The following is an 11727-nucleotide window of genomic DNA, read 5'->3' as shown; positions in this document are numbered from 1 at the left end:
GTTAATCTAACCTTCCGCGACACGGCCTGACCGGTTAGCGGATTGCACATCAAGTTGTGGGGAAGGGCTTTTTTATTGCACCAGCATTCTGCATACCGTCATTTAGAATAGCACGCGGTATTGTAACGCAACAACTGCAAGTTGAATTTTATTTGGCAAGCAAATGTAAGCTGTGTTGTTGATTTTCCCGGGCTTGCAAGCCTGTCACTGTTGTGCTTACGGCACATCGGCGGACCTGCCGGCGTGCCGCTTGCGCCCGACTGGTCTGCCCGGCAATGGCCCCGCCGCGATGGCCGCCAGCCAATCGGCATCGCCGGCAAACCACTCGACCAGGAAGTCGAGCATGGTGCGCAGCAGCGGCGACATGTGCTGGCGCGAAGTGTAGACACCGTAGATGCCCATGTCCTGCGGCACGTAAGCGGGCAGCAGTTCCACCAGCTGCCCGCTGGCGATCAGCGGCGCGGCCGAATAGCGCGGCTGCATGGCGATGCCCGCCCCCGCCACCGTGGCCACCAGCAGGACCAGCGACTCATTCGCCGACAAACGGCCGCTGACGGGGACAGTGAGCGCTTCCCCGTCATGCGTAAATTGCCACAGGCTCTTGCCGAAATACGTGTACGTCAGACAGTTGTGCAAGGCCAGGTCTTGCGCCCGGCGCGGCGTGCCGTGCGCCGCCAGATACGATGGTGCGGCGCACACCACCGACGCGCAGCTGGCCAGCTGGCGCGCGATCAGGTTCGGTTCAAGCGCGTTCGTGATGCGGATCGCCAGGTCGATGCGCTGTTCCACCAGGTTGACGGCGCGGTTCTCCATCTGCAGGTCGACGGCGGCGCGCGGGTAGCGCCGCAGGTAAGCGGTCACTGCGCCAGCGAGCGCCGTCTGCGCCAAGGATTGCGAGCAGGTGATGCGCAACAAGCCGTGCGGCGTGTCGATGCCCTCGGGCGAGGTGACGGCCATGGCGCCGGCCACGTCCAGCATCTGCCGGCAGCGCGCCAGGGTGGCGTCGCCCGCATCCGTCAGGCTCAGGCGGCGCGTGGTGCGATGCAACAGGCGCGCCCCCGCCCACTCTTCCATCTCGGCCAGGTAGCGCGTCACCATGGCGCGCGACATGTCGAGCGCCTCGCTGGCGGCCACCATGCTGCCCCGCTCGGCGATGGCGACGAATACTTGTGCGGCGGTGATACGGTCCATGCGCTACTCCTTGATTCATCCGATCCATGCAACTAAGTATTGCAATCTACCCTATTTGTCGCGCCTGGTCGAAAGGATAATATGCGACATGAGCACCTAATGCAGAAAGAATAATATGTTTGCACGCGCCGCCCTTCCCTCCCGTACCTTGGAAACCTTCCAGCTCGATGTGCTGGGCCGCGCACCGTCCACTTCGCTGCTGCTGAGCGGCGTGGCCGACGCCATCCTCGTCAATGCCCAGTTCCTGCGCGACGATGCGGCGCAGTTAGCGCACACCATCGCCGCCAGCGGCAAGCACCTGATCACCATCTATATCAGCGCGGCCGAACCGCAAGCGTATTTCGGTCTGGGCGTGCTGCGGCTAGCCTTTCCGCAAGCCCGCATCCTCGCCAGCGGCGCCACGGTCGAGGCGATCCGCCGCCAGGCCGGCGCCAGGGTCGCCCACTGGGGCGGCATCCTCAAGCACAACGCGCCGCGCTGCATCGTCATGCCCCAGCCCTATGAGGGCACCAGCCTGCAGCTGGAAGGAAGACAGGTCGCGCTGCGCCAGCTGGAAGCGGCCTTGAACTGAGGCCGCACCAGCAGCCTTACAAGGCGGCCAGGAAGCGTTCATACTCTTGCGCGCTGCGCGCCAGCCGCTCGGCATAGCCCGTTTCCTTCGGCCCGTCTTCCGCGCCATAGAAGGCAAAGAAGCGGCCATTGTCGGCGCCGATATACGCCAGGGTGACATCGAACGGCGCCAGCAGCTGCGCCAGGGTGACGTGCCACTTACCTTGCGGCGTGAAGTCTTCCTCGCGGATGCCTGCCGTGACGGCCAGCGCCACCTTGCGGCCCCTGAAGGCGTCGCCGCCCGAGCCGTAGGCCCAGCCATACGCCAGCACCTCGTCGAGCCACTGCTTGAGCAGGGGCGGGCAGTTGAACCAGTACACGGGGAACTGCAAGACCACGTGGGCGTGCGACTCCACCAGCGCCTGCTCGCGCGCCACATCGATCTTTCCATCCGGATAAGCCTGGTGCACGTCGTGGATGGTATAGCGGTCCGGATACCGCGCCAGCTCCTGCAGCCAGCGCTTGTTGGCCACCGACGTGGCGAGGGAGGGATGGAAGACGATCACAAGGGTTTTCATCATGCTGCTTTCCTGAAAATGAGAGGGACGCACCGGCCCCGCCTTCTCAGGAAAGCAGGCAAGCCGATGCCCTGCCCCATGGCGCACCGCACGTGCCGCGCGCTTCCAAGGGCAGAAACAGCATAGCCATGCTGGGTACTTTTCACAAGTACGCACATTAACTGCTCATACCATACAAAAAGTAAGTTACCTGGCTGTGAAAAAGCGCCTTGCCATGCGCATCCATATCAGACTGGCTGGTGCCGCTCGCCCCACTCGCAGAGGGTATGCAGCACAGGGATCAGCGAGTCCCCCTTGCTGGAGAGCGAGTATTCCACCTTGGGCGGCACTTGCGGATACTCCTTGCGGACGATCAGCGCGTCCGTTTCCAGCTCCTTGAGCACGACGCTGAGGGTCTTGAAGGCGATGCCGCCCAGATGGCGCTTGAGTTCGTTATGCCGCAGCACCTTGTTTTCCGCCAGCGCGTACAGGATCAGCATCTTGTATTTCCCGCCGATCAGCGACAAGGTATAGCCAAATGCAGTATCGCCGAGGGCCACGCCGCCGGGGGCGCAGGTTTCTTCATTCATCGCGTTGTGCTTCCTGTTGATCAGAGTACGAGCATAACAGCCCGGCGGCCCCGGCTTGCGTCGAGCACGCGCATAAAAAAACGGGCCGAAGCCCGTTTTTTGTTTGCGCGATACCGCTCTGGATTAACGCTTGTCCAGTGGCAGCACTTCACGCGTGGTCGAACCGACGAACAGCTGGCGCGGACGGCCGATCTTTTGCTCTGGGTCGGCGATCATTTCGTTCCACTGGGCGATCCAGCCGATCGTACGGGCCATAGCGAAGATACCGGTGAACAGCGACACAGGGATGCCCAGCGCCGATTGCACGATGCCCGAGTAGAAGTCGACGTTCGGGTACAGTTTGCGCGACACGAAGTATTCGTCGTTCAGCGCAATCTTTTCCAGTTCCATCGCCAGCTTGAACAGCGGATCGTCTTGCAGACCCAGTTCTTGCAGCACTTCGTAGCAGGTTTCACGCATCAGCTTGGCGCGTGGATCGAAGTTCTTGTACACGCGGTGGCCAAAGCCCATCAGCTTGACGCCCGAGTTCTTGTCCTTGACTTGCGCGATGAAGGCAGGGATGTTCTCGACGGTGCCGATTTCTTTCAGCATGTTCAGTGCCGCTTCGTTGGCGCCGCCGTGGGCAGGGCCCCACAGGCAGGCGATACCGGCAGCGATACAGGCGAACGGGTTGGCGCCCGACGAACCGGCCAGACGGACGGTCGAAGTCGATGCGTTTTGCTCGTGGTCCGCATGCAGGATCAGGATGCGGTCCAGGGCGCGCACCAGCACGTCGTTGACCTTGTACTCTTCGCACGGGTTGGCGAACATCATGTGCATGAAGTTGGCGCTGTACGACAGGTCGTTGCGTGGGTACACGAACGGCTGGCCGACCGAGTACTTGTAGGTCATGGCGACCAGGGTTGGCATCTTGGCGATCAGGCGGATGGCCGACACTTCGCGGTGACGCGGGTCGTTGATGTCCAGCGAGTCATGGTAGAACGATGCCAGCGCGCCGACGGTGCCCACCAGGACCGACATCGGATGCGCGTCGCGGCGGAAGCCACGGAAGAAGAATTGCATCTGTTCGTGCACCATCGTGTGCTTGGTGACGGTGTCGACGAACTTGGCTTTCTGCGCCGCGTTCGGCAGTTCGCCGTTCAGCAGCAGGTAGCACGATTCCATGAAGTCGGCGTTGACGGCCAACTGCTCGATCGGGTAACCACGGTACAGCAGCTCGCCCTTGTCGCCGTCGATGTAGGTGATCGACGAGTTACAGGCGGCCGTCGACATAAAGCCTGGGTCGTAGGTGAACTTGCCGCTACCGGCGTACAGTTTGCGGATGTCGATGACGTCCGGGCCAACCGTGCCTTTGTAGATTGGAAATTCAAGCGATGGGCTGCCATCGGAGAACGACAGGGTAGCTTTTGTGTCAGAGATATTCATGGGCTCTTCCTTCTCGGGAGTGAGTCGAAATTAAAATCAAAAATTCTGGCTGCAATTCGCACCGCATTCGGCAGTGCTACAGCGCGCCACTCGCACCGTTTGCAATATATCGCCCAGGCGTCTAGGCAATGCGCAGTCGTTGCAGCAGTGCGCGCACATGCGGCAGATCGACTTCGCCTTCCGGCTCTTTACGGGCCAGTACCAGATCCATTAACGCATTGTCCGATAAATCCAGCAAACGCGTCAGCGCGTCAACTTCTTCATCGGTCAATTCGGTTTCATACGCATCGAGAAAACGGGTCAGGATAATGTCGTTTTCCAGCAGGCCACGGCGTGAACGCCAGCGCAGGCGGGCGCGGTTGGCCGGGTCGGCCTGATGCGAGGACAAAATTGATTCTGTCATTTGGTTTACCACTTTACGTGTGCCTTGCGGCACGGTGCTGCTTTGCAGGCGCCGCCTGCAGGCAAGAGAGGATACCCTCTTCCGGCAAACGGCGCCCGGCGGACGCGATCAGGAGGATCAGATCGCGCGGCGGACCATCAATTCCTTGATCTTGCCGATCGCCTTGTTCGGGTTCAACCCTTTCGGGCAGACGTCGACGCAGTTCATGATCGAATGGCAGCGGAACAGGCGGTACGGGTCTTCCAGGTTGTCCAGACGCGCACCGGTGGCTTCGTCGCGCGAATCGGCGATGAAGCGGTAGGCTTGCAGCAGGCCGGCAGGACCGACGAACTTGTCCGGATTCCACCAGAACGACGGGCACGACGTGGAGCAGCATGCGCACAGGATGCACTCGTACAGGCCATCGAGTTCTTCGCGCTGTTCCGGCGATTGCAGGCGCTCTTTTTCAGGCGGGATCGAATCGTTGATCAGGAAAGGCTTGATCGAATCGTACTGCTTGAAAAATTGCGTCATGTCGACGATCAGGTCGCGGATGACCGGCAAGCCTGGCAACGGACGCAGCACGATAGGCTCCGACAGTTCGTTCAGGTTGGTGGTGCATGCCAGGCCGTTCTTGCCGTTGATGTTCATCGCGTCCGAACCGCACACGCCTTCGCGGCACGAGCGACGCAGGGCCAGCGAGTCATCGACGTCCGCCTTGATGCGCTGCAGTGCGTCGAGCAGCATCTTGTCGGTGTCTTTCAGTTCGACCGTCAGGTCTTGCATGTACGGCTTGGCATCCTGGTCAGGATCGTAGCGGTAGATTTTGAATTTAAGAGTGCGTGCCATGGTATAGCCTTAGAAAGTACGTGGTTTCGGTTTGAAGGTATCAACCGTCAGCGGCTTGGTCACGACCGGCTTGTATTCCAGTCGGTTGCCTTCCGAATACCACAGAGTGTGCTTCATCCAGTTCTCGTCGTCGCGTTGCGGATGGTCGTCCTGGGCGTGCGCGCCGCGCGATTCCTTGCGGGCCGCTGCCGAAACGATGGTCGCTTTCGCCGTTTCGATCAGGTTGTCCAGCTCCAGCGCTTCCACGCGGGCCGTGTTGAAGACCATCGATTTATCCTTGAAGGAGACGTGCTTGCGGCGCTCGTCGAGCTTCATGATTTCTTCGACGCCCTTGTTCAGCATCTCGTCGGTACGGAACACGCCGCAGTACTTCTGCATCGTTGCGCGGATGTCGTTGGCCACGCCCTGCACGGTTTCCGTGCCGGTCGAGTTTTCCAGGCGCGCCAGGCGGCCCATGGCAAAGTCGGCAGCATCGGCTGGCAAAGGCTTGTTTTCCTTGGCTTTCAGGCCGCTGTTGACGATGTGGTTGCCGGCCGCGCGGCCGAAGACCACCAGGTCGAGCAGCGAGTTCGTGCCCAGGCGGTTGGCGCCGTGCACGGAGACGCAGGCGCATTCGCCGATCGCGTACAGGCCGTTGACGACCTTGGCCGAATTGTCCGGGCCGGTCGGGGTGACGACCTGGCCGTGGATGTTCGTCGGGATGCCGCCCATCTGGTAGTGAATCGTCGGCACGACAGGAATCGGTTCCTTGGTGGCGTCGACGTTGGCGAACTTGTGGCCGATTTCCAGGATCGACGGCAGGCGCTTGGCGATGGTGTCGGCGCCGATATGACGCAGGTCCAGCATCACGTGGTCCTTGTTCGGACCGCAGCCGCGGCCTTCCTTGATTTCCTGGTCCATCGAACGCGAGACGAAGTCGCGCGGCGCCAGATCCTTCAGGGTAGGCGCATAGCGCTCCATGAAGCGTTCGCCTTCGCTATTGATCAGGATGCCGCCTTCGCCGCGCACGCCTTCGGTGATCAATACGCCCGCGCCGGCGACGCCGGTCGGGTGGAACTGCCAGAATTCCATGTCCTGCAGCGGCAGGCCGGCGCGTGCCGCCATGCCCATGCCGTCGCCGGTATTAATGAACGCATTCGTCGACGCGGCGAAGATGCGGCCTGCGCCGCCCGTTGCCATGACCGTCGTCTTTGCTTCCAGGATCATGCATTCGCCGGTTTCCATTTCCAGAGCGACAACACCGATCACGTCGCCTTCGGCGTCACGGATCAGGTCGAGCGCCATCCATTCGACGAAGAAGTGCGTACGGGCGCGCACGTTGCGCTGGTACAGCGTGTGCAACAGGGCGTGACCGGTACGGTCGGCTGCCGCGCAGGCGCGCTGCACCGGCTTTTCGCCGAAGTGGGCCGTGTGGCCGCCGAACGGACGCTGATAGATGGTGCCGTCAGGGTTGCGGTCGAATGGCATGCCGAAGTGTTCCAGTTCGTACACGACCTTCGGTGCTTCGCGGCACATGAATTCGATGGCATCCTGGTCGCCCAGATAGTCGCCGCCCTTGACGGTGTCGAACATGTGCCAGAACCAGTTGTCTTCGGCCATGTTGCCGAGCGACGCGCCGATACCGCCCTGCGCTGCCACGGTGTGCGAGCGGGTCGGGAAGACTTTCGACAGAACTGCGACGTTCAGACCGGCTTCAGCCAGCTGCAACGACGCGCGCATGCCGGAACCGCCGGCGCCAACGATAACCGCATCAAAGCGGCGGGTAGGGATTGCAGATTTATATGCTGCCACGATTACACACTCCAGAGTATCTGTACCGTCCAGCCGGCACAAGCGATCAACCACAGCATGGTGGCAATTTGCAGGGTCAGACGGAGGCCAGCGCTTTTCACGTAGTCCATCCAGATGTCGCGTACGCCGACCCATGCGTGGTAGAACAGGGCGACGAAGGTCACCAGGCTGAACAATTTAAACCACTGCTGTGCGAACAGACCAGCCCAGCCTTCATAGCTGAAGTTGCTGCCAGTCAAGAAAGAAATAAGCAGGATGGCAACATACGCCACCATGACGATGGCGGTGACGCGCTGCGCCAGCCAGTCGCGCAAGCCGTAATGGGCACCGACGACGAGGCGTTTCGGTCCGATATTATTGTCTGCCATGTTTAAAATACTCCAAACAGTTTCAAAGCGACCAAAGCCGTCAACACCAGGCTCACGACCAGCACGGACGACGCGGTCTTGCGGGCCGAATCTTTTTCGATGGCGACGTGCACATCCATGAACAGGTGACGGATACCGGCGCAGAAGTGGTGCAGGAAGGCCCAGACCAGACCCAGGGTGATCAGCTTGACGAACCAGTGCGAGGCGATGCCCTGGAAGTAGGCATAGGACATTTCGGAACGCAGGCTCAGTTCCAGCATGTACAGTATGCATGGCAGCAAGGCGAAAATGATGAAACCGCTGATGCGATGCAGGATCGAGACGATGGCGCCGACAGCCATGCGGTAGTTCGACAATTCGGTAACATGAATGTTACGGAATTGCGGCCGTTCTTTTTTTGGTACTTCTCTTACGGCTTCAGACATAACAAAAACCTCCCCTTTGAATTTCAACTAAATATTGAAGCCGCGATTTTCGCCGATTTTCGCAACCCATACCAATATCTATTGTTACATATAACCAAAATGGTTTTTTACTACAAAATACCGCGCTACTTTCCGTAGTTCACGTAATTTAATTACAGAATCGCTGGCAAAACACGGCCCGCCGGGGGCGGGCCATGTTGTCGCTGCGCTTTCCGTTGTCTCCGTTGCCCGCCTTGCGGCAGGCATCTTGCAAGCGATGCACTTCAGCCTTGCCGCTTGTGCGGACACCCGCAGGCGCCCCGCAGCTTCAGCTGAGTTCATTCTGATAATGGTGGCGACTGGTCAGGTACAAGCCCCGGCGCAGTTCGACCGGCTTGTCGCCGTAGGTAAACGACACGCGCTCGGAACTGAGCAAGGGCGTGCCGAGGTCGATATTCAACAGTTGCGCGGCGCCCGCGTCGGCGCACACGGCGCGGATCTGCTCGGACGCGCGTATCATGCGCGTGCCGAATTCCGTTTCGAACAGGCCGTACATGGGCCCCTTGTATTCCACCAGGCGCTCGGCCGTCAGGCCCTTGAAGATCAGGCCGGGCAGCCACAGCTCTTCGACGATGGTCGGCACGCCGTCGAAATACTGGACGCGCTTGATGAAGATGACGGCGTCGCCGGACTTCAGGTCCATCAGGCGCGCCACGTCGGCCGGCGCGCGCACGCGCTTGACTTCGATAAATTTGCTTTCGGGATAATGCGGCACGCCTTCGTCCGGCACCAGGCGCAGGAAGCGGAAATGCGCGCGCGCCTCATGGTGGGTGGACACGAAAGTGCCCTTGCCCTGGCGGCGCATGACGAGATTCTCGGCGGCCAGTTCATCGATGGCCTTGCGCACCGTGCCCTGGCTGACCTTGAAGCGGCCGGCCAGCTCGACCTCGCTGGGAATGAGCTCGCCCGGTTTCCATTCGCCCGATTGCAGGCTTTGCGTGATGAGCGCCTTGATCTGCTGGTACAGGGGACTGAAGGTGGGCGAAGCAGTGACTGCAGGCACGGCGGACGCAGTGGCATTGCTGGCAGCCGTCACGGTGACTGGGGTACTGGCCGCCGCGGGGACGGGCGTGGCCGGGGTGCCCGCGGTCGGACTGACCGCCCCGCTTGCAGCAGTGGCATTGTTGGTCAGATTGGACGAGGCGGAATTCATAGTCCGACATTTCAACACAAATCACTGCCCGCGTCCAGTAAAACAGACGCGGTTATCTGTCTTATATAAGACATAAGATATGATTGACAGATAGGGATCGGAGGCCTAAACTGCCCTCGATAAAACATGTGAGCCCGCGTTTTATGTTGTCGGCCAGCCACTCTGGCTTCGTGCAGCACGAGCGTGACGGCAGCGTACACCAGCAATTCGGTGGCGCGGGCCGGTTTTGGTATCATTATAGTTTTTCCGGATAAGCGTAAGCCCAGCTTCAAGCCCGTTTTCTTTCCCATTTTTGGAGATTCATCATGGCTAAAACCCCAATGCGTGTTGCAGTGACCGGCGCCGCCGGCCAGATCGGCTACGCCCTGTTGTTCCGCATCGCCAATGGCGACATGCTCGGCAAAGACCAGCCTGTCATCTTGCAACTGCTTGAAATCCCGGACGAAAAAGCCCAGAAGGCGCTCAAGGGCGTGATGATGGAAATCGACGACTGCGCCTTCCCGCTGCTGACGGAAATGACCGCCCACTCCGATCCGCTGACCGCCTTCAAGGATGTCGACGTGGCCGTACTGGTTGGCGCGCGTCCGCGCGGCCCAGGCATGGAACGCAAGGACCTGCTGGAAGCGAACGCGCAGATCTTCACGGTGCAAGGCAAGGCGCTCGACGCCGTCGCTTCGCGCAATGTCAAAGTGCTGGTGGTCGGCAACCCTGCCAACACCAACGCCTACATCGCCATGAAATCGGCGCCATCGCTGCCGGCGAAAAACTTCACCGCCATGCTGCGCCTGGACCACAACCGCGCGCTGTCGCAAGTCGCTGCCAAGACCGGCACCGCCGTGAAAGACATCGAAAAGCTGACCGTGTGGGGCAACCACTCGCCAACGATGTACGCCGACTACCGCTTCGCCACCGTCAACGGCAAGGCTGTGAAAGACCTGATCAACGACCAGGAATGGAACGCCAACGTGTTCCTGCCAACCGTCGGCAAGCGCGGCGCTGCCATCATCGAAGCGCGCGGCCTGTCGTCGGCAGCGTCGGCAGCGAACGCCGCCATCGACCACATCCATGACTGGATGCTGGGCACGAACGGCAAGTGGACCACCATGGGCGTACCTTCGGATGGCTCGTATGGCATCCCGGAAGGCACCGTGTTCGGCTTCCCGGTCACCACCGACAACGGCGAGTACACGATCGTTCAAGGTCTGGAAATCGATGCATTCTCGCAAGAGCGCATCAACCTGACCCTGAAGGAACTGACCGAAGAGCGCGAAGGCGTGAAACACCTGCTGGCCTAAGTCCAGTTCTGGCGGCGCGGCGCAAACGTGCCGCCCGCCACGAAGGCCGCCCCGCGAGATTCGCGGCGCGGCTGTTTTATCAAGTAGTCTTTACCTGCAGAAATGCCTTAAGCATGCACCCTTCCGAGGTTTTATTCCAAGGCAAACGCCAGCCGCTGTTGCTCGCCGCTTGCGACCACTACGCCGGCTCTGAAAAGCTGATGCGTAAATCGATTGCTTTGCAACAAGAGCTTGGTCCCCTGTTCGACATCACGTTCGACTGCGAAGACGGCGCCAGCGCCGGCAATGAAGAATCCCACGCCCTGATGATCGCCGGCCTGCTGGCCAGCGACGACAACCAGTTCAACCGCATCGGCGTGCGCGTGCACGACGTCGACAGCCCGTTTTTCGCGCGCGACGTGGAAATCATCTGCTCGGCCGCATCCCGCCTGGCCTACATCGCCGTGCCCAAGGTGGCCGGCGTGCAGGACGCCATGCTGGCCATCGACCTGATCAACCTGCACGCGCGCCGCGCCGGCCGCGACAACCTGCCCGTGCACATCCTGATCGAGACGCACGGCGCGCTGCGCGACGCCTATGCGATCGCCGCCCTGCCCCAGGTCGAATGCCTGTCCTTCGGCATCATGGATTTCGTCTCGGCCCATTACGGCGCCATTCCCGCCGCCGCCATGCGCACGCCGGGCCAGTTCACGCACCCGCTGGTGGTGCGCGCCAAGCTCGAAGTGGCGGCCGCCTGCCACGCGCACGGCAAGGTGGCGTCGCATAACGTGACGACGGACGTGCGCGATTCGGCCGTGGTGGCCAACGACGCCCAGCGCGCGACAGCCGAGTTCGGCTACACGCGCATGTGGAGCATCCACCCGGACCAGATCAAGCCCATCATCAAGGCCTTTACGCCGCGCCTGTCCGAAGTCAACGAGGCCAGCAACATCCTCAACGAAGCGCTGCGCGCCAACTGGGGGCCGATTGCGCAAAATGGCCGCTTGCACGACCGCGCCAGCTACCGATATTATTGGACCGTTTTGCAACGCGCCAAACTGGCGGGCCTCGGCCTGCCCGAGGCGGCTGCTGCATTACTCAACACCCCCTCTTCCAGCACCACTGAAAACTGAC

General features: G+C 60.9%; 13 protein-coding genes. 3 read left to right on the top strand and 10 right to left on the bottom strand.

Annotated elements, in window-relative coordinates:
* Positions 1 to 216: 216 nt before the first annotated feature.
* A complete protein-coding gene (locus JAB8_RS16200) occupies positions 217 to 1191 on the bottom strand; it encodes a LysR family transcriptional regulator (RefSeq protein WP_070290590.1) in 975 nt (324 codons plus the stop codon).
* Between the two features lie 115 nt (positions 1192 to 1306).
* On the opposite strand from JAB8_RS16200, the gene JAB8_RS16195 reads away from it, so the two are divergent.
* Positions 1307 to 1762, top strand: coding sequence for a hypothetical protein (locus JAB8_RS16195; protein WP_139143069.1), 456 nt, complete (start codon positions 1307 to 1309; stop codon positions 1760 to 1762).
* A gap of 16 nt (positions 1763 to 1778) precedes the next feature.
* On the opposite strand, the gene JAB8_RS16190 is transcribed toward JAB8_RS16195, so the two are convergent.
* From JAB8_RS16190 to JAB8_RS16150, 9 genes are all read right to left on the bottom strand, one after another.
* A complete protein-coding gene (locus tag JAB8_RS16190) occupies positions 1779 to 2321 on the bottom strand; it encodes an NAD(P)H-dependent oxidoreductase (protein WP_070290588.1) in 543 nt (180 codons plus the stop codon).
* Between the two features lie 224 nt (positions 2322 to 2545).
* A complete protein-coding gene (locus tag JAB8_RS16185) occupies positions 2546 to 2887 on the bottom strand; it encodes a helix-turn-helix domain-containing protein (RefSeq protein ID WP_070290587.1) in 342 nt (113 codons plus the stop codon).
* 123 nt (positions 2888 to 3010) lie between these two features.
* Positions 3011 to 4312: a citrate synthase gene (gene gltA / locus JAB8_RS16180; RefSeq protein WP_034752071.1), complete on the bottom strand. Its 1302-nt coding sequence runs from the start codon at positions 4310 to 4312 to the stop codon at positions 3011 to 3013.
* A gap of 121 nt (positions 4313 to 4433) precedes the next feature.
* Complete coding sequence (locus JAB8_RS16175) at positions 4434 to 4715, bottom strand: succinate dehydrogenase assembly factor 2 (protein WP_034752073.1); 282 nt, start codon at positions 4713 to 4715, stop codon at positions 4434 to 4436.
* 117 nt (positions 4716 to 4832) lie between these two features.
* Positions 4833 to 5543: a succinate dehydrogenase iron-sulfur subunit gene (locus JAB8_RS16170; protein WP_034752075.1), complete on the bottom strand. Its 711-nt coding sequence runs from the start codon at positions 5541 to 5543 to the stop codon at positions 4833 to 4835.
* A gap of 9 nt (positions 5544 to 5552) precedes the next feature.
* Positions 5553 to 7334 carry a succinate dehydrogenase flavoprotein subunit gene (gene sdhA / locus JAB8_RS16165; RefSeq protein ID WP_070219191.1) on the bottom strand — a complete coding sequence of 594 codons (1782 nt, stop codon included), beginning with the start codon at positions 7332 to 7334 and terminating at the stop codon, positions 5553 to 5555.
* A gap of 2 nt (positions 7335 to 7336) precedes the next feature.
* On the bottom strand, positions 7337 to 7702 hold the full coding sequence (gene sdhD / locus JAB8_RS16160; RefSeq protein WP_034752078.1) for a succinate dehydrogenase, hydrophobic membrane anchor protein: 366 nt from the start codon (positions 7700 to 7702) through the stop codon (positions 7337 to 7339).
* A 2-nt stretch (positions 7703 to 7704) separates the two neighbouring features.
* Positions 7705 to 8127 carry a succinate dehydrogenase, cytochrome b556 subunit gene (gene sdhC / locus JAB8_RS16155; RefSeq protein WP_034752080.1) on the bottom strand — a complete coding sequence of 141 codons (423 nt, stop codon included), beginning with the start codon at positions 8125 to 8127 and terminating at the stop codon, positions 7705 to 7707.
* Positions 8128 to 8434: 307 nt separating this feature from the next.
* Entirely contained in the window at positions 8435 to 9319 is an 885-nt protein-coding gene (locus JAB8_RS16150; protein WP_071654420.1) for a GntR family transcriptional regulator, read from the bottom strand.
* 305 nt (positions 9320 to 9624) lie between these two features.
* Between JAB8_RS16150 and JAB8_RS16145 the strand changes: the two genes are divergently transcribed.
* Together JAB8_RS16145 and JAB8_RS16140 are read left to right on the top strand one after the other, a co-directional pair.
* Positions 9625 to 10614: a malate dehydrogenase gene (locus tag JAB8_RS16145; RefSeq protein ID WP_070219190.1), complete on the top strand. Its 990-nt coding sequence runs from the start codon at positions 9625 to 9627 to the stop codon at positions 10612 to 10614.
* A gap of 113 nt (positions 10615 to 10727) precedes the next feature.
* Positions 10728 to 11726, top strand: a complete 999-nt coding sequence (locus tag JAB8_RS16140) for an aldolase/citrate lyase family protein (protein WP_070290586.1) — start codon at positions 10728 to 10730, stop codon at positions 11724 to 11726.
* The last annotated feature ends 1 nt before the right edge of the window (position 11727 follow it).

This window comes from Janthinobacterium sp. HH106 (assembly GCF_001758725.1).
Classification (GTDB): Bacteria; Pseudomonadota; Gammaproteobacteria; order Burkholderiales; family Burkholderiaceae_D; genus Janthinobacterium.
The sequence above is the reverse complement of the archived record's forward strand: the minus strand, read 5'-3'. Positions and strand labels throughout refer to the sequence as shown.